This is a genomic window from Candidatus Obscuribacterales bacterium (assembly GCA_019744775.1).
Taxonomy (GTDB): Bacteria; Cyanobacteriota; Vampirovibrionia; order Obscuribacterales; family Obscuribacteraceae; genus SBAT01.
In genome coordinates this window covers 101,736-124,742 of the sequence record JAIETZ010000005.1, presented here as the reverse complement: position 1 = coordinate 124,742, position 23,007 = coordinate 101,736, and the positions used below count along the sequence as shown (strand labels likewise).

Below are 23,007 nucleotides of genomic sequence, written 5' to 3'. Positions count from 1 at the left end.
GTGGAACTGCCGGTTGGGCAGCTCCAACGTCTCACCGTAAGTAGAGAGATCATCATGACGTTTTTCAATATCAATGACATCAAAAATGTGTACAAGAGCCTGCCTGCAAAGCATGAAGATGCTCGCAAGCGCTTGAAGCGTCCTTTAACGCTCACTGAGAAGATTCTTACAGCTCACCTTGATAGATGGCCCGAAGAAGGTCTCAAGCGTGGTGAGACATATACTTTCTTACGTCCAGACCGCGTTGCTATGCAAGATGCCACAGCGCAAATGGCTCTCTTGCAATTCATGCAAGCCAAATTGAAAAGAGTTGCTGTGCCGACAACGGTGCATTGCGACCACCTTATCTTGGCTCGTGTTGGTGCAGACAAAGATTTGGAAAATGCTCTTTCGGAAAACGCTGAAGTCTACAACTTCCTTAGAACAGCTTCTGAAAAACATGGTATCGGCTTCTGGAAGCCAGGTGCAGGTATTATTCACCAAGTAGTTTTGGAACAATACGCTTTCCCTGGCGGCATGATGATTGGTACCGACTCGCACACTCCTAATGCCGGTGGTTTAGGAATGGTCGCCATCGGTGTCGGCGGAGCTGACGCTGTCGATGTGATGGCAGGCGAGCCTTGGGGAGTGCGTTGGCCAAAAGTAATTGGTGTCAAACTCACGGGAAAATTAAACGGCTGGACATCACCGAAAGATGTGATTTTGAAATTGGCAGGAATTCTGACTGTTGCCGGCGGAACTGGGGCAATCATTGAATACTTCGGACCAGGAACAAAATCAATCAGCTGCACTGGTAAGGGCACAATCACCAACATGGGTGCTGAGCTTGGTGCAACTTGTTCGCTATTCCCATTTGACGACAGAATGTCCACCTATCTGAAAGCTACTCGCAGAGCAGATGTGGCTAAGCTCGCTGAAGAGTATGCCGAGTTTCTCGTTGCAGATCCTGAAGTGGAAAAAGATCCAAAAGCGTTCTACGACCAAGTTGTTGAAATTGATTTGGATAAGTTAGAGCCTTATGTTGTCGGACCTCACACACCTGATTTGGCTAGACCAATTTCTGAATTCGCTAAAGAGATAAAAGAGAAAGGTTATCCGGAGAAGCTGACATATGCGCTCATCGGAAGCTGCACAAACTCGTCTTACGAGGATATGAGTAGAGCAGCCAATGTTGCTGAGCAAGCTAGAGAAGCCGGCATTAAGGTCAAATGTGGATTCCTGATTACGCCTGGATCTGAGCAGATTAATCTGACAATCAAGCGTGATGGACAGCTGGAAACATTGACCGGTATCGGTGGAACAGTATTAGCTAATGCATGTGGACCATGTATTGGGCAGTGGAAGCGTGAAGATATCAAACAAGGTGAGACAAACTCGATTATCACATCGTTTAACCGCAACTTCCCTCGTCGTAACGATGCCAATCCCAATACATTGGCATTCATCGGTAGCCCGGAAATTGTGACGGCGTTTGCTCTAGCCGGTTCGCTTGCTTTCAATCCGTTGAAAGATCAATTGGAAGCGTCAGGCGGCAAGAAAGTCACATTGACACCACCGGAAGCTCCGGAATTGCCGGGTAACGGATTCATCAGTGAAGATTCAGGCTATATCGCGCCTGCAGACAATGGCGACAAATTAAGTGTTGCTGTTAAACCTGACAGTGAGCGTTTGCAATTACTCGAGCCATTCACTGAATGGGATGGCAAAGACTTTGACAAATTGCCGGTGATTCTAAAGGCTGTGGGCAAGTGCACAACTGATCACATCTCACCGGCAGGAGCCTGGCTGCGTTATCGCGGACATTTGGACAAGATATCCGACAACATGTTTACCGGCGCAAACAATGCTTTTGCTAAGGAACCTGGAACAGGCTTTGATGTGTTGGATGGCACGGAAAAACCACTTCCAGCCATTGCTCGCCACTACAAAGCTGAGCACATGGGTTGGATTGCCATAGGTGATCAAAACTATGGTGAAGGCTCAAGCCGTGAGCACGCAGCTATGTCGCCGAGATTCCTCGGATGTAAGGCTGTAATTGCACGCAGTTTCGCTCGTATTCACGAAACCAACTTGAAGAAGCAGGGCATCCTTGCTTTCACGTTCAGCGATCCTAAGGACTACGAGTTAATCGATGCCAAAGATCGTTTAAGTGTTGTTGGTATTGAAGAAATTGCGCCGAATAGCTTAGTCGAAGTAATTATTCAAAAGGCTGATGGCTCAACGAAGAAGATAAATGTGAAGCACACGATGACTGAAGAGCAAATAGGCTGGTTCAGAGCCGGCTCTGCGCTCAACTTGATTCGTCAACGCCAAGAGATGAAGGTCTAGAACCTTATCGGGCGCATGCAATGCGCCCCTACAACTTTTGACTCGCCGACGCATCTACAAATTTGTTTTATTGGTTCTACGTAGGGGCGCATTGCATGCGCCCTTATGCTATCTCGGGGCGTTGGCTAACCAGGTCTCGAGTAGACGAATTGTTGTGTCGTCGAACTGACCCTCTTCAAGCATGACATGGTCCTTTTGTCCGAGGATGAACAGGTCTTTCTTGGAAGACGGAACATCGTTGTATAGCTCGATAGTTCCTTTTACCTTGGTCAATTTGTCATGTCCGCCATGCAAAAAGAGTATCGGTGTTGTGTGAATTTGCTTGGCGAAATCGCTCGTATTGCCCATGAATTTCTGGAATCCGAGAAGCTCTTTTGGCGCTAGCTTCTGACGTACAAGTGGATCAGCCTGCCACTTTGCGATAAGTTTCGGGTTCGATGTAGCCATTTCCATCAGTTCATCGCCCCAGTCGCGTTTCTTATTGGGACTCAAGAGTAATTTTGGTCCTACTTTCAAATCCATTTTGACTTGCTTATAACGGACATCACCTGGTGCTGACGCAATAATGCCCGCTATTTCGTTTTGATGCTGTGAACCTGCTTGAATGGCTATTGCGCCGCCCATAGATTCACCGATGAGGATAATCGGTTTGCCAGGATAGGTTTTGTGTACGAGTTGTATAAGCTGAGCAACGTCGGTAACTGAACCCTCAAAGTCCGCCGTCCTGTCTTTCTTTATGTATCGCCCGAATCCGCGTGCGTCGACAGAATATGCAACGTATCCTTTTGGACAAACGCGATCGGCAAGTGCCTGAAAGGCTTCGCTGTACAAGCCAAACCCGTGTATGCAGATGAGAACACCTTTTATAGGGGTGCCTGAAGACATCCAGCAGCTAAATTTACTTGGTATTTCATAGTCAACTTGTTTCATCGAACCGCGAATAGCAGCGGGAGGTTGCTCAATGGGACCTGCCGGAAGTGTTACTGAAGCTATTTGCGTGGTCTTCTCGGAACTAACTGCCTTGGTTGTACTTGTTATTTTGGTTTGTTCTTTTGTAATCGGCTTGGCAGGGGCCGTTTTTTTCTCAGGAGTTACTTGTTGTGTGGTCTTTGTCGTCTCTATTACTCGATTCGTTTCGGAGCTCGAGTCTTTTGCCGTCTTTGGCGTAAGGAAATTCATGACAATTATGCAGAGTGCTGCGCCCAAACAAAATGCCAACACTGATTGAATCAATGCTTTCTTACTTGAATCCATTGTTATTTCCTATACGGTAACGGTTGCCGCTCTAAGCGAATTTAGAAATTCTTTGACTGCATTTATGTAGAGCTGACGATCAACTTCATACATGTTGATGTGTCCTGCATTAGGCAAAACGGCGAAGCGTTTTGGCTCGCTTGCCTCAGCAAACAACTCTTGCCCGTGTGCAAAAGGTACCGTCTCATCATTCATACCGTGAATAATCAGAAGTGGTTGGTGTTTGCCTCTGACTGTGGCTAAATTGTTTAGTGCCGGCTGTGGAAATAGCCAATCCGGATATACGTGCAGCAAAGGAACGTGTTCTTTACCGATGCGAGCTAATGAACAAAAACCTGACTGCAGAACAAGAGCTGCCGTTGGAACATTCAGCGCTAGATAGCTAGCAACACCTGATCCAAGTGATTCCCCGTAATTGATGATGTCGCGGCTATCAATGCCGACTTCCTTAGTCAAAAAGCGATAGGCGGACAGTCCGTCCTGGCAAATGCGTTTGACGTTTGGTGTACCTTCACTTCGACCATAGCCTTGATAGTCGTAGATGAACACAGAAGCACCGGTCTCTAGAAGTGCGCCCACTAAGCCTGTACGCGTGGCGAGATTACCACCGTTGCCATGACTGAAGAGAATAGTTTTATCGGCGCCTGGTGTTTCAAAAAACCAGCCATGCAAAGTTTTGCCGTTTGTAGAAGGGAAAAATACATCTTCGCGCTTAATCCCGCTCAAGGATTCAAGATGGTATTCGCCGTTGGGATATCTATCAGGACGAAACAGTACCGGTTTATAGACCGGTACTGCAACACGCGGCGATAGTGCCAAATACAACGCTCCCAGTGCTAGTCCGGCTAACGGTGTTTTGGTCAATAGGTTCATTATCTTGCCGCTTTTAAATGATTTTCTGGAAGACTGCGATATCAAGCCAGCGATCAAATTTGCGTCCCATTTCGGCAATAGTGCCGACTTTTTCAAAAGCGAAGTCACGAATCAATCTGAGACTGGCTAAATTTTCAGTACAGATCAATACTATCACGCTGTGATACTTGTTTTGCTCGGCACGCTTCATGAGTTCAGCCATGAGCTTTTTGCCTGTACCGCGGCTGCGATGCTGCGGATGTATATACAAGGATGCTTCTACCGTATCGCGGCAACGTGCATGATAGTAGGAAAGGCTTATCCAGCCGACGACTTGTCCTTTTGCTTCAGCAACTAGAACAGGCAAGTCTTGTCTTTCGTGTTCGTTGAACCAATTCCAACGCTCAGCTTCGGCCATTTCTCTGGTATCAAAACTGGCGGTTGATTGACCAACCCAGAAGTTGTAAATCCAATTTATTGCAGCTAAATCACTTACAGCTGCTTCTCTTATGACAATCTGGTCGGCTTTTCTTGAGACTAAATTTGTCATGGTTCACCTCTATATCTAGAAGCAATATTGAAGGGGCACCAAAGATATTGCTTTGGAAGAATTATAACCTTCAATCCGCCATATGATAACACAAAAATAATCCGAAATCGGCATGAATAGTGTCTTGCAGATAAATTCGTGCAACGCACCCTTTGCATGTATTGTGCCACCATATTTGCAACCACCTGTACGTCATTCTGAGCAAAGGCGCTGGCGCCGATGCGAAGAATCTCGTATCTTAAGTAGCGAGATCCTTTGTCGCAGCTGTGCTGCTCCTCAGGATGACTGTAATTCGATACAACGGAGAGTAATTGTGGTTGAGATAGCGAAACTTACGGTGATCGTTCTTGCCGTATTCATATTTATAGGTGGAATAATCGGTTTTATAAAAGCCAAAAGTAAGCCATCTCTAATCTCCGGAATAATTAGTTCTGGTCTGTTAGCCGGCTGCTATACGTGGAGTCAAACAGATGCAAAGATAGCATTGATCACTGCTGATGTTTTGTCGGTTCTACTTACAGTAATGTTCTATTTTCGTTTTACGAAAAGCCGCAAATTTATGCCTGCTGGACTTTTGATACTACTATGTTCACTTGCTGTTGTCGTTATCACCATGGCGGTAACTGGTTCATAGCTTGCGCAGATAGCAAAGCCTTAACGAGAATTCGCCTATTTGTTCCTTGCTGACAACAGTAAGCGAACCCACCTGGCATCTTCATTTAGCTATAATTTGATTGCGTTTAAATGCGGACTGGCTTAGTGCTCCGGTTTTTGCGCGCGAAATTTGTTCGCTGAAGGGAAATGAAATATGGAAGCAACAAAAGATGTCGTAAAACCCGAGGGCTTTGGGGTTACGGCAAGACGTGACGCGTGGTGGATTGAACCAATGCTTGTGGCAATTGGTTTTGGTTTGTTTATCGTCTACGCAACTTTTCGTGTATTTGAAAATAACTACTACGAATGGGGACCATACTTGTCGCCATTTTTCTCTCCCAAATTCATGCTTGATTTGGTGAAGATGTTGCCTGCGGCAATTATTCCTTATGTACCGCCTGCTGCATTTATTCTCTGGATACCGGCAGGATTTCGTGCTACTTGCTATTACTATCGCAAGGCTTATTACAGAGCGTACTTTGCTGATCCGCCGGGATGTTCTGTCGGTCACTTCGGTGGCGAGAAATATTGTGGTGAAACCTCTTTCCCTTTCATACTGCAAAATTTGCATCGCTATTTCTTTTATCTGGCGACAATTGTTCTGGCGTTTCTCTGGTATGACGCAATTATTGCTTTCAATTTCGACGGACACTTTGGTGTCGGCGTCGGCAGTTTAGTTTTGGTTGCAAACGTCATGTTGCTTTCGTTATACAGTTTCGGCTGTCATGCATGGAGACATTTGGTAGGCGGAAGGTTGGATTGCTTCTCTTGCTCGGCAACGTCTAAGCAAAGCTTCAAGATTTGGGAAAGGGTGACTAAGCTCAATGAACACCACATGTTCTGGGCTTGGTGCTCGCTATTTTCAGTTGGCTTTGCGGACTTCTACGTGCGCTCTGTTGCTAGCGGTTTATTTACTGATATAAGGCTTTTCTAAAATGGCAAATTACGAAACACATGAACATGACGTTCTGGTTATCGGCGCTGGTGGCGCCGGACTGAGAGCGGCAATTGAAGCTTCGGCAAAGGGCTTGTCTGTAGGTCTTGTTTGTAAGTCGCTTTTGGGTAAAGCGCATACTGTTATGGCTGAAGGCGGTGTAGCAGCTGCACTAGGTAACGTGGACTCGGCTGATGGCTGGGAAACACACTTCCGCGACACCATGATGGGCGGTAAGATGCTCAACAATTGGCGCATGGCTCAATTGCATGCGCAAGAAGCTCCTGATCGCGTACGCGAGCTTGAGCACTGGGGTGCTGTCTTCGACAGAACCAAAAATGGCAAAATTCTGCAGCGCGCCTTTGGTGGTCATACATATAAGCGACTCTGTCACGTCGGTGACCGTACCGGTCTTGAGATGATCCGCACTCTGCAAGATCAAGGCGTGCACCAGGGTATCAAAGTCTATATGGAATGCGCCATCAGTAAATTGCTGAAAGACGGCGACACAATTGCCGGAGCATTTGGCTATTTCCGTCAAGACGGCAGATATGTATTGTTCAAAGCTAAAGCAGTAGTTTTAGCAACTGGCGGTGTTGGTCGTTCTTTCCCTGTGACGTCGAACTCATGGGAGTACACAGGTGACGGTCAAGGTCTGGCTTACGAGGCCGGTGCTGATCTAATTGACATGGAATTCGTGCAATTCCACCCAACAGGCATGGTCTGGCCGCCAGGCGTGAGAGGAATTCTAGTAACAGAAGCTGTGCGCGGTGAAGGCGGAATTCTGCGTAATAACAAAGGCGAGCGCTTCATGTGGAAATATCTGCCTGAAGACAGGCGTAATGAATACGCTGCTGACGAGGAAGAAGCGAAACGTTGGGTTGATGCGGCAATGAAGGGTGAAAAGACAAATGATCGCCGTCCACCTGAATTATCCACAAGAGACAACGTAGCTCGCGCTATCTACACGGAAGTAAAGGAAGGACGTGGTTCACCACATGGTGGCGTTTTCTTGGATATCAGCTATCAAGATTCCGAGCGCGTCAAGAAAAAGCTTCCCAGTATGTATCACCAGTTCAAGGAATTGGCTGATGTAGATATCACTGCCGGACCTATGGAAGTAGGACCGACAATGCACTACATCATGGGTGGCATTCGCGTTGATGCTGACACTGCCGGTACACGTGTTCCGGGCTTATTTGCCGCAGGCGAAGTTGCCGGTGGCATGCATGGCTCTAATAGGCTGGGCGGAAATTCATTGTCCGATTTGATAGTCTTTGGTCAACGTGCCGGAGCCGGTGCCGCGGAATTTGCTAAGAAAATCGGCGGGCAACCGAAGATCAATGAGGCTGATATCACCGCAGCTATTGAAGAATTGGAAGCACCATTCAAGCGCGCAAACGGCTTGAATCCATACGATGTGCAAACGAAGCTACATGAAATCATGAGCAAGTATGTAGGCATCTTCCGTGAAGAGAATGACTTGAAACAAGGAATTGCCGAATTGGAAGCACTGCAAGCAGAAGTCGATAATGCCAAAGCGCAAGGCACCAAACTGTTTAATCCAGGTTGGCACCTTGCCTTGAACTTGAAGACGATGCTTATTTGCTCACAGGCAATTGCTAAAGCTGCACTGCTAAGAAAGGAAAGTCGCGGTGCTCACAGTCGTCTCGATTATCCAAATACAGAGGCTGATTTTGGCAAGTTCAATTACTCTAGTTCTTTAGAGGGCGGCAAAATGGCTCTTAAAGAATCACCGTTAAATGAGATGCCTGAAGATTTGAAGAAACTATTTGCTAAGAAGGAGCCTGCACATGCGTGAAGCGACACTATCCGTTTTTCGTGGTGATAAGGACACGGGCGAATTTAAAACCTACAAGGTGCCTATCGAAGAAGGCATGGTAGTTCTCGATGCCATACACTACATCCAAGCCCATGAAGATCCTGAACTTGCCGTGCGTTGGAACTGCAAAGCCGCCAAATGCGGATCTTGCAGCGCTGAAGTAAACGGCCGTCCGAGTCTTATGTGCAAAACTCGTATGGATCACTTTGCTGACGGCGAGGAAATTCGGGTTGAACCATTGCATACATTCCCTGTAATCAAAGATTTGGTTACAGACGTATCTTGGAATTACGAAGTAAATAAGCGCATTCCAGGATTTACTCCGGCGCCTGATGCTGATTGGACCTTTTACCAGGAAGATATTGAGCGCGTTCAGGAATTCCGCAAATGTATTGAATGCTTCCTTTGCCAGGACGTTTGTCACGTGCTGAGAGACCACGATCGCAAGGATGCGTTTTTTGGACCGCGTTTCCTTGTTAGAACAGCCGGACTCGAAATGCACCCGATGGATACATTGAACCGCGCTGAATTCATCAAAGACCAAGAAGGAATAGGTTTCTGCAATATCACAAAATGTTGTTCGGAAGTTTGTCCGGAAGAAATTCACATCACCGACAACGCCATCATTCCTCTCAAGGAACGCGTAGTTGATGAGTTTTATGATCCGGTCATGATGATCTGGAACAAAATCTTTGGTAAAAAGAAACAGCTGGTTTAGAGACAACTGGATAGATACAGCGCCGTGAGATTTGGTCAATAATAGGCGCTTCTACTTATTAGTTTGCCGAACGCCTGCCAGAATAAATTCTATAGCTTCACTTATGTGTTGTTGAATCATTTCCGGATCTAAAAGATCTGCTGTCGGATGCCAGAGATGTTTCATATTCTCGCGTACGAGAAAATAGAACGAACACACACCAATGATATTTACCGTAGTATGTACCGGATCCAGCTTGCGAAACTCACCATTGGCCACACCTCGTTGAATAATTGCCACCAGGGGAGCATAGAGTGTAGCGATCGCAATTTCTTGGTAGTACTTGCCTTTGTTCTGAATGCTCTCGTAGATAAACATTGAACCCATATGAGTGCTGGCAGAAATTTCTTCTAGAAATACCTGTACGAAGCTTCTCAGGGCATCTTCTGCCTTAGCGGCATTGATGTCCATGCGTTGCATTGCGCGTACCCGTTTGGCAAATGTTCGTTCAAGGACAGCTTTATAAAGAGTCTCTTTGTCCTCAAAGTAATAAAAGAGCATGGCTTTGGTGACCGCCGTCTTGGAAGCGATGGCTTCTGTGCGGGCGCCCAAGAGTCCAGCCTTGGCAAATTCCTGCTCGGCTGCATCGAGAATGCGGTTGCGTGTAGCTTCGGGGTCGCGCGTGGCTTTTGTAGACATGATGGATTCCTTTGATTTAATTACAATTACCAACCGGTTAGTTGATTAAATCTCTCGCGGCTACTCAGAAGGGGTCGGAGAAGCCGAAGTTTGCGAGGCTTACGGCTAATTATAGGCTAACTTGACAAAGGCAGCCAACGGATTTATACTATTAACTAACTAGATGGTTAGTTCGCTTGAGGGAATTTAGTCATGTCACCGGCAGAACTTAAATATATGAAGGAAAAGGAGACAGCAAAGGAAGCTGGCGCCTTTTGCCGTCTTCTGCCTCCGGTTGAACAAACTGAGGGAAAGTCCACCATTGCCAGTCGTTTTTCTGCCAAAACTAAGTTGATTGGTTCCGTCATTTTGGTTGCAAGTCTTACGCTACTTGTGGTTGGTTATAACTCAGTCAATTATTTTCTCACCTATGAGCAAACCGACGATGCCTACACAACAGGTCATTTGCACCAAATAAGCAGCCGGATAAACGGCACCGTCGAAAGAGTACTTGTTGATGACAATGAGCACGTTGTTGCCGGACAGCCTTTGGTGATTCTCGATCCGAAAGATTTTGAGGTACGAGTCAAACAAGCTCAGGCGTCACTTGAAACTGCTGAGCACAATGCGCAAGCAGCTCAAAGCGCCATCTCTCTTGCCAGTATTTCTGCCGGTGGTAAAACCACAGAAGCTCAAGGTCAGATAGATAGTGCTAAAGCTTTGCTAAGTCAATCACAACAGGCAGTTGGAACAGCCAGAGCGGCGATAAAAGAGGCTGAAGCTCAATACAGCGCAAAAGCTGCAGAAGTTGTGCGCGCTGAAGCCGATTACAAAAGATTTGTCATGCTTGCCAATGAAGGCGCAGTTTCTCTGCACGATCGAGATGCAGCGGTGCGAGACTATGAGGTAGCAAAAGCATCGAGAGAAGCCGCTAGGGAAGCAGTGCGTCAAACAGGCAGTCGATTAGCTGAAGCAGAGCATGCAGTTAATTCAGCTCGTGCGCAAATTTTGCAATCAGGTGGTTTATTGCAACAGGCAAAAGCAAGTCACGTGCAAACAGCTGTGAATGAAAGTCAGTTTGCAGTTGCTCAATCGGCAACTTCCGAGGCCAATGCAAAACTAGCGGACGCGCAGTTGCAATTGTCTTATACAAGGATTGTTTCACCGACAAATGGTCGAGTCGGCAGAAAAACAGTGGAAGCCGGTCAGAGAGTACAGCCTGGTCAACAGTTGATGACTGTGGTCTCTGATGATGTATGGCTTGTTGCCAACTTCAAAGAGACTCAGCTTGAGAAATTGCGTCCTGGTGAATCTGTTGAGATTAAGGTCGATTCTTTCCCGCACAAGAAATTTGAAGGCGTTGTCGACAGTATTGCTCCTGGCTCGGGTGCGACGTTTGCTTTGCTGCCACCGGATAACGCCACTGGCAATTTCACAAAAATTGTCCAGAGAGTGCCTGTGAAAGTGCGCTTCAAGAGAGACAGTTTGCAAGGCTTTGAAAATCTGATAGTCCCCGGAATGTCGGTTGTTGCTAGCGTCAAAGTACGTTAGAGGACGTGGCATTATGGAAGATCATGTCCCACTTAAGAGCTGGTTCGCCGTTTTAGGTGCTGCCCTCGGCGCATTTATGGCTGTATTGGATATTCAAATTGTCAATTCATCATTGGCAAATATTCAAGGCACGCTGGGTGCAACCTTGGATGAGGGTACGTGGATAGCCACTTCGTACTTGGTTGCCGAAGTTATAACTATTCCCTTGACGCCGTGGTTGTCTCGGATATTTTCAACGCGTTTATACGTAATAACTAATGCTTGTCTATTCATACTCTTTTCAGTGTGCTGCGCTTGGGCATGGGATCTCAATTCAATGATTATGTTTAGAGCGCTGCAAGGATTTACAGGCGGCACACTAATTCCTATGGCCTTGAATATTATTTTGACTAGTTTGCCTTTGAGCAAACGTCCAGTAGGCATGGCTATATTTTCCGTGACGGCAACTTTTGCTCCTTCAATCGGACCTGCCATTGGCGGCTGGCTAACAGATACTTTTAGCTGGCAGTATATTTTCTATCTCAACATAATTCCAGGAGCAATACTGGTAGCTATACTTCTTTGGGCTTTGCCAAAAGAGGCAATACAATTCAGCGAGCTGAAGCGTGGTGATTGGCTTGGTATTGCCAGCATGGCTCTAGGTCTAGGTGCGTTGGAGATTGTTCTTGAGGAAGGCAATCGCAAAGACTGGTTCGGTTCCGAATTGATAGTGAAACTAGCTGTAATTGCTGCCGTGTCGTTGACTGTATTTCTAATACATGAGCTACGAACTAAACAACCATTAGTCAACTTGAGATTGCTTGCTCGACGCAATTTTGGAATCGGCAGCGTGGCAAATGTAATACTTGGGTTTGGTCTTTATGGGTCTGTGTATCTATTGCCTGTTTATTTAACACAAATTCAAAACTATGACTCTTTGCAGATAGGACAAGTTCTTGTCTGGATGGGGTTGCCGCAACTACTCATTATTCCATTGGTGCCTATCTTGATGAAACGTTTTGATCCTCGTTTATTGCTTGGCTCCGGCTTACTCCTATTTGCGATAAGCTCGTTGATGAATGCTTTTATGACTCACGATCATGCAGGTCCCCAATTAATTGCTTCGTTGCTTGTTCGAGCTATTGGTCAACCTCTAATTATGGTTCCGCTTTCGACAATAACTACCGGCGGCATTGAAATTGAACAGGTAGGTTCAGCTTCCGCTCTATTCAACATGATGCGCAACCTCGGCGGCTCAATTGGAATTGCCCTTATCTCAACATTCCTTACTCAAAGAGAACACTTCCATTCGTCACGTATTGGTGAATCCATTTCGCTGGCAGCACCGCAAGTGCAAGATAGGTTAAATCAATTAACGCAGATGTTCCTTACTCGAGGTGCGGATGCGGCAACGGCATATGACCAGGCGCTGAGACTTATCGACAGCATTGTGCGTAAAGAGTCTTTTGTTATGGCTTTTAACGAAGCGTTTCTAGTTATGGGAATTACCATTGCGCTTTGCTTTGCCACAGTCTTCATACTGAAACGGCCGTCCCATTTGGGGGAGACGGCCGCTCACTAATCTTACTTGCGTAAGACAGGACTTATGGGCTGTTTTACAGAGGTCGGGCTATTCCAAAAGGAGAGGCGCGAGGTGTTGGGAGCGCTTGGGGCGTTGCACCGCTGTCTTTGGGAGATAAGCCAAGGAGCAGTTGGGAGTCTGTCCTTGGCTGTATTAGCCCGCATTTCCACCATAATACGGTCATTTCCAACATAGCAATTGGAAAGTGAATTTAGGCGCTGGCTTGGTTTAGAGTTTGCATTGTCTCATTGTCCAGTGTGAGCGAAGTAGCTTCAAACAGATCATTTAGTTGGGTTAGATTTGTGGCACTGACAATAGGTGCTGTGATACTTTGTCGTGCCAACACCCAGGCAAGCGCTACTTTGCCTGGCGTAGAATTTAGGTTGGCGGCGACATCATCCAATGCTTTTAAGATTTTCCAGCCGCGCTCGTTCCAATATTTTTCAATGCGAATTTTCCTGGCGCTTTTATCGACGCTTTGCTTGTCTCGATATTTGCCGACGAGAAATCCTGCTCCAAGTGAGTAGTAGCTGATGACGCCGAGTCCATTTTCAACGCAGACAGATTCAAGCTCGCCTTCATATTGAGAGCGATCGTAGAGATTGTAGAGTGGTTGTAGAGTCTGGAATTTCGGATAGCCATGTTCTTTGCTTAACTTGAGCGCAAGCTTCAAACGCTCCGGTGTGTAGTTGGAACCACCGATATAACGCACTTTGCCGTGTTTTACTAATTCACCAAATGCTTCCAGTGTTTCATCCAGTGGTGTTTCCAGATCGTCTTTGTGCGATTGATAAAGATCGATGTGATCAATATTTAGACGGTGCAAGGAATCTTCAACTGCACGCATTATGTAAGGCTTGGATAGTCCTTCTTTGCCTGGACCCATTTCCATGCCTACTTTGGTGGCAATTACCACTTTGTCTCTATTGCCGTTGCGATTAAGCCATTTACCAAGAATGGTCTCCGATTCACCACCGACATTGCCTGGAGCAAATCTCGAGTAGTAATCTGCTGTGTCTATAAAATTGAAACCGGCATCGACCCAAGCATCAAGCAATCTGAAGGACATTGCCTCATTGGCTGTCCAGCCGAAAACATTGCCACCAAACATGAGCGGTGACACTTTCAAATCCGAGTCGCCGAGTCGTTTCATTTCCATTGGTAATTCTCCAGCTTATTGAAAATAGGTGGCGCGCAAAAATCCAAATATCTGATATGCGCTCCAAACAACGACCATCAACACGCCAACAAAAACAGGACCAAAATTGTCAAGCGTGTCGTCGAGCCAAGAAAAGGGTGCCTTGATTCTCTTCATGACTTCCGGCACGGTTGTTGATGACAACTTCTGCGCGTAAATGATAACGGCAGCTCCAGCAAGTACGTAGAGCCAAAGGAAGGAGCGTGCTTCCTCCATGAAGAAGAGCGCCGCCAGTAGAGCTGCGGTAGAAAATAAGAACAGCATGAAAAACCATTATAAGGTCCATGCTGTATTGCGAAATTATTCGACGGTAATTGATTTATATTCTATTTTTACATCCCGGCATCATCGGGCACGCTTGTTGGTATTGCCACGGTGTAGGTCCAGGTGGCACTTGATTTTGAGTCCGTCATGGTGAGTGTTGGAATCTTGGCTTTTTCCATGTAGTCCTTAATGGGATCAATGATGGCTCTGCGTTGCGACGGATCTGACAGTCTTGTGGCAATCATCAGCTCGACATTTTGATCGGCATTTTTATCCACTTCTTCACCGTTGGATGTCCATTTGAAGTCGCCTTTTGCACCAACTGCTGTTAGTCCTTCAGTAATCTTGCTTTCAATTAGCTGGCGGGCTTCAAGATAAGTCATTTTCTCCATCGGATCTTCTTGGACTTGTCCGCGGTTCATAACTTGTCCAATCCAACTAAACTGGACGGCTATAAGAAAAACAACACCTACAGCAAGAGCTGTGACGATAATCGGTGCCATGTTAATTGATGGCTCTTTCTGGATATCGAAAAAGCTTGATTTACCCTTACGAACGTATTGCGGTGTACCGCAGGATGGACAACGCTCTTCGTGTCCATGCAGGGGAACTCGACATGTTGGACAATCGTGCATAGTAAGGTATCTCTTTCTAGGTGCTAAAACCTATATTTCCTGTACCACTTTAGCACAATCAGGCATTCACGGTAGCCCGCATTGCCTTGACGAAACGCTGTGTAATTAGCTGTGGCCTTGTGATTGCGGATCCGACAACACAGGTAAATGCTCCCATGGCAAAGGCTTCAGCAACTTCCTGTGGATACCAAACACGACCTTCCAATACGACAGGTTTATCAGTAAGTCGTATGAAGGCTTCAAGCAATTTGAGATCCGGACCGGTTGTTTCCGGAGGGACTTTCGTTTCTTGCGTGTATCCGGATAATGTCGTTGAAATAACATCAGCGCCCGCTTTGGCTGCCGTTAAACCGTCTGCCAAGGTTGAGCAATCTGCCCAGACAGGCTTGTTTAATTCCTTGCGAATGCGGTCAATGAGTTGAGCGACAGTGACACCACCTGGTCTTTGTCTGTCGGTTGCGTCAATTGCAATGATATCCGCGCCGGCTTCGGCAATTTCTGCGGCATCTTCAAATGTTGGTGTTATATAAACGTGCTTGATCCAATCTTTTTCCGGAACCAATTTTGATTTAGTGAGACCGACAATAGGCACAATTGTATTTTGTCTTACATGAGCAATGTTATTTGCTCCTTCAAGACGCAACCCTGCAGCACCACCGTTTAATGCCGACAATGCCATAGCCAAAATATGATCAGGATGACAAAGCGGTTCGCCTTCGGCAGCCTGCACGGATACCACTAGCCCGCCTTTTAGCAACTGAAGTTTTTCTAGTTCTTTTGTTAGGTCTTTAGTCATCGTCAAATCCTTACAAGTTCAGGCAAATGAATTTTGGTTGTGTGAGCTCGTGTATTGCGTAGCGCACGCCTTCCAGTCCAATGCCGGATTCTTTGCGTCCACCATACGGCATATGATCTGCGCGGAATGTAGATGGATCATTTATGATCACACCGCCGGCATCAATTTGTCTTGCTGCTTTGAAGGCAATATCAATATTCTTTGTGAAAATTGCTGATTGCAATCCGTATCTGGAGTCATTAACAGCAGCAATTGCTTCATCAATTGTTGAGTACTTCATGACGGTAACAACAGGTCCGAATATTTCCTGACAGACAACATTCATTTCAGGTTTAGTGTCTGAAAGAACAGTAGGTTCCATGAGATTCTTGCTGATTATTTTTCCGCCGGCTTGAATCTTGGCGCCTGACTTTTCTGCAAGTTTTATCCATTCGACAGTCTTTACTGCGCTTGGCTCATCAATCACTGGACCGACATCTGTCGATTCATCCAGAGGGTCACCGACTTTCAATGCTTTTACAGCTGACGAGAATTCTTTCAAGAATTTGTCGTAGACCTTTTCTTGAACATAGACACGTTGAACAGAGATGCAACTTTGACCGGCATTGGAATAACCACCGCGGCAGATGCCTTTGATTGCTGAATCCAAGTCGGCATCGTCGTGAACAATTACACCTGCGTTGCCGCCTAATTCAAGGACGATGCGTGTGCCTGGCGCAATTTGCTTGCGCAAATCCCAACCAACTTGAGCGCTGCCGGTAAATGTGAGCATGGCGATGCGTGGGTCGGTAACAAGGGCTGTACCTTTAGCACCACGACAAGGAATTATTTGCAGAACTTCTTCCGGCAGTCCTGCTTCAGTAAGAAGCGCTTTCAACTTGAGACTGGAAATTGGTGTCTGAGATGATGGCTTAAGAACAACAACATTGCCTGCGGCAATTGCCGGAGCAACTTTGTGTGCGACCAGGTTCAATGGGAAATTGAACGGAGTTATGGCGCCTATTATTCCTAATGGTTCGCGCAAAACCAATGCCAAACGACTTTCATTGCCTGGACTCCTGTCCATCGGAATTTGCTCACCGTCTAAGTGCATCGCTAATTCGCCAGCGACAGCAAAAGTACCGGCAGCACGCTGCACTTCAATGCGCGCATCCTTCATTGGCTTGCCGCCTTCAAGGGATATTGTCCGCGCTAAGTCATCTGCATTTTTCAAAATTAGCTGGGACGTTTTCGCTAGGATTTCCGAGCGTTTGTAAGCAGGCATTGAGCGCATGGTTTTGGTGAAACATTCTTGAGCTATGCCAATAGCTTTATTGATAGCCTTTTCGTCAGCTTGCCCTATGGAAGCTATTGATTCATGACTAAAGGGACTCTTGACTTCTATAAATTCCTCAGTGGTTATGCCCCTGACGCCAAGTGGATAACGTACGATTTCTTTCAACATCGCCCTGCCCTGCTGGTTATCGCTGCACGGGCGCATTACATGCGCCCCTACGAACCCAACAATTATAACTTCTAATTCAAATTAGAGTTATTTCCTCTTGTAAACCTACTATTTTTCAGTGGTAAACTTGTATACGCATTATTACTGACAAGCAGTGCGCTCTTGAATCGACTCACAACTACTAACAAAGACCGTGTAGGTCGTTTGGCATTGCCGACCGGCTTCGCTATTGCTTTGTTGCTTAACAGCTTTTCGGGTTTGGCAGGCATTGCTGCCGGCACTACTTTTGAAGCGTATCAAGAACCACGCAGCACGCGTTCGCGTCTCAATGAAATTGAAGAACGGAAGCGTGAAATCCACGAAAAATATAAGCAGGCTAAGCGTAAGGAAGACGCTGCTATGAAAGCGTTGCACAAAATCCAACAAACCTATAATGACACCAAAGCAAATCTGCATCAGAACGAAAAAGAACTTGAAAAAACGCAGAGCAATATAAAAGCGACTGAACGCAAAATTGACATAACTCAGTCGACGGAGCAACAACTATCCCAACAAGCAGCGCAAAGACTGCGCGAAGTTTATGAAGGACATCGTTTAAGTTTGCTGGAGATGTTTTTCCAAGTAACATCCCTACAGTCGTTGTTGGACCTGTTCTATTATCAAGAGAGAATTGCCGAAGCGGACAAGAAATTGCTTGAGGAGCTGAAACAAAAAGCTCAGGCCTTAGCTGCCAAGAAAGATTTCCTTGGAGAGCATTCAAACAAGTTAGGCGAAATAATTACAGATATTGCCAAGAAAGCTTCCGAAATCGCTAAGAAAAAGACGGCGCAGGAACAGATTGCGGAGCGGCTAAAAACGCAGCGTGCATTCTATGAACAGGCCGAGACGCAATTGGCTATTGAATCGCAGCAGTTAGAAAGACAAATCGTTGATCTCGAATCAAGTAGACGTGGCTCGGGTGATATGGCAGTAGGTTCAGGCTCGATGAGCATGCCGATTCGCGCACCAATTTCTTCGCCATTTGGTTATCGCGGGCATCCAATATTTGGCGGCAGAAGATTTCACTCGGGCGTTGACCTGGCAGGCGCCAATCATACACCGATTAAGGCATCTGATTCCGGCTGCGTGCTAAAAACCGGCTGGTACGGCGGCTATGGCAAAGTAGTCATTGTTAGCCATGGACATGGCAAATCGACACTTTATGCGCACATGGCGCAAACGGCTGTTTCGCCTGGACAAAATGTCAGAAAAGGTGAAGTCCTCGGTTACGAAGGTTCTACAGGATTCTCAACCGGACCGCACGTGCACTTTGAAGTACGTATCGACGGTAAACCGAGAAACCCACTTAATTACGTCCGCTAATTGACGGCACTCTTTTAGACAAGGATAATTGAGCCTGTTGTGACCCATAGGTTTCTGCGTGCTGATAATTCTTTTGACGCTTTTTGCCTTTCCACCTGCTGCATGCGCCTATCTTGACTTGACTACAGGTAGCTATTTCTTTCAAATTGCGCTAGGCACTATCTTGGGCTTGGTGGTTTCATTTAGACAACGCATTAAGCACGTTTTTTGGTCGATTACGAACAAATGCTGCCCTGATAAAACAGCTGACCAAGTAAGTATTGAAGTTGAGCAAGATGATCAAAACAATTGAGAAGCTCAGTAGCTCGTTTCGTGATCCTAGCGGTTTTGTCTTTTTAAAAGATGGCAGACTCTATCGGCAGATAAATCAGTCGTACAAAGACAACTACGACTTGTTGCTGTCTTCCAAGCTTTACGACAGTCTCATTGAGAACAAGCAACTTATCCCCCATGAAGAAGTTTCTGTCGAACCATTTGATGCCAAACAGGCATACAAAGTAGTTCAACCTCAAGAAGTTCCTTTCATTTCCTATCCATTTGAGTGGTGCTTTAGTCAGTTGAAAGACGCAGCACTATTAACGATGGACGTTGTCTTGGCTGCGCTAGATGCCGGGATGATCCTAAAAGATGCCAGCGCCTACAATGTGCAGTTTCTAAACGGCAAGCCGATACTAGTTGATACTTTGTCATTTGAGAAATACATCGACGGACAACCGTGGATTGGCTACCGCCAGTTTTGCCAACACTTCTTAGCGCCATTGGCTTTGATGGCTTACAAAGACACGCGCTTGAGCAAATTCTCCGCTGTTTACATAGACGGCATTCCAATGGATTTAGCAAGCAGTCTTTTGCCGGGGTCAACCTGGTTCAATCATCGATTGTTGACTCATCTACATTTGCACAGCCGCTGGCAAGGACAATCTGGTGAAAATAGTGGGAAACCTTCTGCGAAAATGCCAAAAGAGGCTTTGAAGGCGCTTTTGCAGGATGTACGCAGTTCGGTTGCAGAATTGAAGGTGCGTTCTGTGCATTCGGTGTGGGCTGACTACACGCAAAACAATAACTATGAGGCAGTAAGCTCTGCACATAAGAAGAAGCTCGCTGCTCAGTTTCTAGAAAAAATAAATCCTAAAACCGTGATGGATTTAGGAGCCAATACAGGAGACTACAGTCGGCTGGCGTCGACGTCTACGTTAGTTGTCTCTGCGGATCTGGATCATGATTCTGTGGAAATGAATTACAATCGCTGTCTGTCGGAAGGTCGTCGAAATATTTTACCCATGGTTGTTGATCTAACCAATCCAACCGCTTCCTTAGGATTTGAAAACAAAGAGCGATTGTCCTTTCTTGAGCGAGGAAAGGCTGATTTCGTAATGGCTCTTGCTCTTATTCACCACATGGCGATTGCTAATAATGTGCCTCTAGCTAAGATTGCTCAGTTCTTCAGCAGCATGGCGCCATATTTGCTAGTTGAATTTGTGCCGAAAGATGACTCACAAGTTGAAAGGCTTCTTCAATCAAGAGAGGACATCTTCCCTGATTACACACAGGAAGGATTTGAGGCTGCTTTCAAGGAATATTATTCCATCGTTGATGCGGTAGATATTGAAGGCTCGAAAAGACGATTGTATTTGTTAAAAACTGCGGATGCTTAGACAATGAATAAATTGCCGCTGCATCCATTTTTGTTTGCTGCCTTTTCTATATTGTCTTTCTATAGTGTGAGCACGGTCTTCTGTATCCCTCAAGTGCTCGCTCTTCCAATGATTGTCGCCATGGGTGCAGTTGGAGTCCTCCTTCTGCTATTCATGCTTATCAGCAGAAATGTCGTCGTAGCTGCTTTTATGACGACCACATTAGTCTTTTGCTTTTTTGCTTTTAGATTTACTTACGAAAGTATTTGTAATCTACAGATGTTGCTTCTGTATTTCGTCCTAGGCTCTCGTAATATTCCAATCAGCGCAACGTTGCTTTTAGGTGTTTGGCTGTTGATGGCTGGGATTGCGCTTGTTGCTTGCATGAGAAACAGTAGGTATCTAGAAGGCAAGAATTCGCTTTTAAATACGATTGCTGTTTGCTGCCTGTTGTTGTCTGCTGTTGATGTTGCGGGCAAAGAAGTAGTTAGAAGACATAGTGCAACAAAAGTAGTTCAAGCTGTTCAGGAGCCTGTCAAAATCCAGCAATTGCAAGCTAGTGCAAAGCCTGACATTTATTACATCATTCTTGATGGCTGCGCTCGCCCGGATATCTTGAAGATGCTTTATCACTACGATAACGATAAGTTCACTAATTATTTGAAATCTAAGGGATTCTACATTGCTGATGAGAGTCACAGCAATTACCAGATGACGCCGCTTTCCTTGGCTGCGACCCTTAATATGAATTATGTCAACGCAGTCGAAAATATCCAACCGAAATCAAATGATTGGTTTCCGATGATTGAGCTGATTGAAAACAATTTCGTCGTCAAATCGCTTAAATCCATCGGCTACAAATACGTGATGTTCAAATCCGACTGGTCCGTCACGCAGAAAAGCCCACTTGCCGATTCGCTCATTTCTCTTAGTTGGAATGATGTCTTCTTGAACCGCCTATTGTCGACAACCATTTGGACTTATGCCGAGGATTACGTTAGGGTCCTAAGAAATGAGGCGTGCTCACACTGGCTCAAAACTTTTGATCGAGCAGCTAATCTTGATGATATCCAGTCACCAAAGTTCGTCTTCCTTCATTGCATCCTGCCTCATCCGCCGTATCTATTTAATGCAGATGGCAGCCGTGTACAGAAGGGTCCGTTAGTGATGCACTTGGAAGAATATGCCGATAAGCATTCTTTTGTAGAACAGGTGAAATTCACAGAATCAAAGGTAGAGAATCTCATTGATCAACTGCTATCGCATTCAAGAAAGCCAGTAATTATCATTCAGTCTGATCACGGACCAGCTTCTCTTGATTCGTCTGAAGGCATTGAATCACCGACTAATGATTTTCTTAAGGAAAGAATGTCGATAATAAACGCTTACTATTTTCCTGAAGGCAAGTATTCAACGCTTTACCCGGAAATTTCGCCAGTTAATACATTCAGGGTATTGTTGAATCAGTATTTTGGAACTCAATTAGAAGTTTTGCAGGACAAGAGTTACTTTTCAAACTACCTTCAGCCGTATAGATTTATTGATGTTACAAACCAACTCAACTAGTTGTTTCGACATCAACGCAAATCAGAGCCCAGGGCTTTTCTTGCACGCGGGTCATGATTAATGTTGCCTTGCGTGAGCCTGTAAGTTTAAGGCTCTTCTGAAATTGATCAACGTCTCCGGCTAGCCCCCGGCGGCGGATGTCGACTACTCCAATGTCATATTGCTTAAGGCGGCTTGGAAGTTGTTTTTGATTCCAGGGGTTTGAGTCGATCACCTTTAGTGTTCTGCCGAAAGGGGACTGCATTTCTTTATCTGAAGACAAAAAGCCAATCTTTTCGTCTATTTTCCAGGCATTTAGTTCACGTGCCAGCTCTTCCACGAGTCCCGCTCTTGTGACTGATGGATTTGGGTCTAAAAGAAATTCTCCAGGCATTTTTACATCCACTGGTGGTCCCGGCTTTTCTGTCAGTGTATGACCGAAAGGTAGTATTGTCGCCCGCCTTTTAGATTGGGAAAGCGAAGGCGACCAGGCAACTGCTTCTTTTAAGTCTTTGCCAATGGCAATAAATTCTAACTCCCAGGCATCTGGAAACATTTCGTGATCGATACCAGGAGCTGCCTTAATGCCAATTCGTGTAACTGAGTCTAGTAAGTTAGTGCACCACTTAATTGAAGGTTCGCTGTCGCCTGTGCGCATACGACCTTCTGTTGTACGCCTTGCCGGATCAATGAATATTCCGTCGATGTTTGCCAAATCAAATTCTCTAACATCTGATTCGTTGTAAGTCACAGGATGACTGACATTGCAGACATCTGCATTCACTTTAGCAATTGCCAGATGCAATGGATCATAATCAACTGCCGCAACGGAACTGACATTTGCCAGGTGAATTAGATCGCCGCCTATGCCGCAGCAAAAGTCGGCTATGTTGTTCAATTGGGCAAAACGCTTGGCGCGGTATGCAGCGATTACTTCTGAAGATGCTTGTTCCAGTCCAGCCTTGGTGAAGTACATATACATTGCTCTGGAAAACTTAGCTTGAGCTTTTAGACGCAGCTGATGCTGCACCAGCGCATCAAGTACCATTTGCACCGGAAATTCCTTGCGGAGTTGAGTGCTAATACGTAATTCGTTTTCAGCAGTTAAGTCTTCTTGAGCCAACTTTGACAGCAGTAATTGCCCCTGCTTAGAAAGGAGCGCCTGAAAACGTGCAACAGCATCAGTGGTATTGGACACTAACCACCCCAGATCTGAGTGTTTGTCTA

General features: G+C 45.9%; 21 protein-coding genes. 11 read left to right on the top strand and 10 right to left on the bottom strand.

Annotated features, from left to right (window positions below; all coding sequences use genetic code 11):
• Nucleotides 1-54 precede the first annotated feature (54 nt).
• Entirely contained in the window at nucleotides 55-2,328 is a 2,274-nt protein-coding gene (locus K2Y22_13025) for an aconitate hydratase (protein ID MBX9879376.1), read from the top strand.
• Between the two features lie 108 nt (nucleotides 2,329-2,436).
• On the opposite strand, the gene K2Y22_13020 is transcribed toward K2Y22_13025, so the two are convergent.
• From K2Y22_13020 to K2Y22_13010, 3 genes are read right to left on the bottom strand one after another with little or no spacing between them, the layout of a single operon-like run.
• Nucleotides 2,437-3,582, bottom strand: coding sequence for a lysophospholipase (locus tag K2Y22_13020; GenBank protein ID MBX9879375.1), 1,146 nt, complete (start codon nucleotides 3,580-3,582; stop codon nucleotides 2,437-2,439).
• A gap of 9 nt (nucleotides 3,583-3,591) precedes the next feature.
• Nucleotides 3,592-4,455: an alpha/beta hydrolase gene (locus tag K2Y22_13015; GenBank protein MBX9879374.1), complete on the bottom strand. Its 864-nt coding sequence runs from the start codon at nucleotides 4,453-4,455 to the stop codon at nucleotides 3,592-3,594.
• 13 nt (nucleotides 4,456-4,468) lie between these two features.
• A complete protein-coding gene (locus K2Y22_13010; protein MBX9879373.1) occupies nucleotides 4,469-4,984 on the bottom strand; it encodes a GNAT family N-acetyltransferase in 516 nt (171 codons plus the stop codon).
• A gap of 313 nt (nucleotides 4,985-5,297) precedes the next feature.
• Between K2Y22_13010 and K2Y22_13005 the strand changes: the two genes are divergently transcribed.
• The 4 genes from K2Y22_13005 to K2Y22_12990 all read left to right on the top strand — a co-directional run bounded on the left by K2Y22_13005 (nucleotide 5,298) and on the right by K2Y22_12990 (nucleotide 9,133).
• Nucleotides 5,298-5,618 (top strand): TMEM14 family protein, encoded by a 321-nt coding sequence (locus tag K2Y22_13005; protein ID MBX9879372.1) that lies wholly within the window; start codon nucleotides 5,298-5,300, stop codon nucleotides 5,616-5,618.
• Nucleotides 5,619-5,792: 174 nt separating this feature from the next.
• A complete protein-coding gene (locus K2Y22_13000) occupies nucleotides 5,793-6,572 on the top strand; it encodes a hypothetical protein (GenBank protein MBX9879371.1) in 780 nt (259 codons plus the stop codon).
• A 1-nt stretch (nucleotide 6,573) separates the two neighbouring features.
• Nucleotides 6,574-8,394, top strand: coding sequence for a fumarate reductase/succinate dehydrogenase flavoprotein subunit (locus K2Y22_12995; GenBank protein ID MBX9879370.1), 1,821 nt, complete (start codon nucleotides 6,574-6,576; stop codon nucleotides 8,392-8,394).
• On the top strand, nucleotides 8,387-9,133 hold the full coding sequence (locus tag K2Y22_12990) for a succinate dehydrogenase/fumarate reductase iron-sulfur subunit (GenBank protein MBX9879369.1): 747 nt from the start codon (nucleotides 8,387-8,389) through the stop codon (nucleotides 9,131-9,133). The genes K2Y22_12995 and K2Y22_12990 overlap by 8 nt, the downstream gene beginning before the upstream one ends.
• Before the next feature lie 51 nt (nucleotides 9,134-9,184).
• On the opposite strand, the gene K2Y22_12985 is transcribed toward K2Y22_12990, so the two are convergent.
• Nucleotides 9,185-9,811, bottom strand: a complete 627-nt coding sequence (locus K2Y22_12985; GenBank protein MBX9879368.1) for a TetR/AcrR family transcriptional regulator — start codon at nucleotides 9,809-9,811, stop codon at nucleotides 9,185-9,187.
• Nucleotides 9,812-10,003: 192 nt separating this feature from the next.
• Here K2Y22_12985 and K2Y22_12980 point away from each other — a divergent pair, with 192 nt between their 5' ends.
• Both K2Y22_12980 and K2Y22_12975 read left to right on the top strand, forming a co-directional pair.
• On the top strand, nucleotides 10,004-11,341 hold the full coding sequence (locus K2Y22_12980; GenBank protein ID MBX9879367.1) for an HlyD family secretion protein: 1,338 nt from the start codon (nucleotides 10,004-10,006) through the stop codon (nucleotides 11,339-11,341).
• Nucleotides 11,342-11,354: 13 nt separating this feature from the next.
• Nucleotides 11,355-12,902: a DHA2 family efflux MFS transporter permease subunit gene (locus tag K2Y22_12975; protein ID MBX9879366.1), complete on the top strand. Its 1,548-nt coding sequence runs from the start codon at nucleotides 11,355-11,357 to the stop codon at nucleotides 12,900-12,902.
• A gap of 211 nt (nucleotides 12,903-13,113) precedes the next feature.
• Here K2Y22_12975 and K2Y22_12970 read toward each other — a convergent pair whose 3' ends face one another.
• The 5 genes from K2Y22_12970 to K2Y22_12950 form a co-directional block, all read right to left on the bottom strand.
• Entirely contained in the window at nucleotides 13,114-14,061 is a 948-nt protein-coding gene (locus tag K2Y22_12970; GenBank protein MBX9879365.1) for an aldo/keto reductase, read from the bottom strand.
• Between the two features lie 15 nt (nucleotides 14,062-14,076).
• Nucleotides 14,077-14,364, bottom strand: a complete 288-nt coding sequence (locus K2Y22_12965) for a hypothetical protein (GenBank protein MBX9879364.1) — start codon at nucleotides 14,362-14,364, stop codon at nucleotides 14,077-14,079.
• Nucleotides 14,365-14,432: 68 nt separating this feature from the next.
• Complete coding sequence (locus K2Y22_12960) at nucleotides 14,433-14,999, bottom strand: hypothetical protein (GenBank protein MBX9879363.1); 567 nt, start codon at nucleotides 14,997-14,999, stop codon at nucleotides 14,433-14,435.
• A gap of 58 nt (nucleotides 15,000-15,057) precedes the next feature.
• A complete protein-coding gene (locus K2Y22_12955; GenBank protein MBX9879362.1) occupies nucleotides 15,058-15,795 on the bottom strand; it encodes an N-acetylmannosamine-6-phosphate 2-epimerase in 738 nt (245 codons plus the stop codon).
• 10 nt (nucleotides 15,796-15,805) lie between these two features.
• Complete coding sequence (locus K2Y22_12950) at nucleotides 15,806-17,239, bottom strand: aldehyde dehydrogenase family protein (GenBank protein MBX9879361.1); 1,434 nt, start codon at nucleotides 17,237-17,239, stop codon at nucleotides 15,806-15,808.
• 162 nt (nucleotides 17,240-17,401) lie between these two features.
• Here K2Y22_12950 and K2Y22_12945 point away from each other — a divergent pair, with 162 nt between their 5' ends.
• From K2Y22_12945 to K2Y22_12930, 4 genes are read left to right on the top strand one after another with little or no spacing between them, the layout of a single operon-like run.
• The gene (locus K2Y22_12945; protein MBX9879360.1) at nucleotides 17,402-18,601 is read left to right on the top strand and encodes a peptidoglycan DD-metalloendopeptidase family protein; all 1,200 of its coding nucleotides are present in this window, start codon (nucleotides 17,402-17,404) and stop codon (nucleotides 18,599-18,601) included.
• A gap of 58 nt (nucleotides 18,602-18,659) precedes the next feature.
• Complete coding sequence (locus tag K2Y22_12940; protein ID MBX9879359.1) at nucleotides 18,660-18,893, top strand: hypothetical protein; 234 nt, start codon at nucleotides 18,660-18,662, stop codon at nucleotides 18,891-18,893.
• Nucleotides 18,877-20,256 carry a hypothetical protein gene (locus K2Y22_12935; GenBank protein MBX9879358.1) on the top strand — a complete coding sequence of 460 codons (1,380 nt, stop codon included), beginning with the start codon at nucleotides 18,877-18,879 and terminating at the stop codon, nucleotides 20,254-20,256. The genes K2Y22_12940 and K2Y22_12935 overlap by 17 nt, the downstream gene beginning before the upstream one ends.
• 3 nt (nucleotides 20,257-20,259) lie before the next feature.
• Nucleotides 20,260-21,801 carry an LTA synthase family protein gene (locus K2Y22_12930; protein ID MBX9879357.1) on the top strand — a complete coding sequence of 514 codons (1,542 nt, stop codon included), beginning with the start codon at nucleotides 20,260-20,262 and terminating at the stop codon, nucleotides 21,799-21,801.
• On the opposite strand, the gene K2Y22_12925 is transcribed toward K2Y22_12930, so the two are convergent.
• Nucleotides 21,794-22,978 carry a hypothetical protein gene (locus tag K2Y22_12925; GenBank protein MBX9879356.1) on the bottom strand — a complete coding sequence of 395 codons (1,185 nt, stop codon included), beginning with the start codon at nucleotides 22,976-22,978 and terminating at the stop codon, nucleotides 21,794-21,796. The two genes, K2Y22_12930 and K2Y22_12925, sit on opposite strands and share 8 nt — an antisense overlap.
• Nucleotides 22,979-23,007 lie beyond the last annotated feature (29 nt).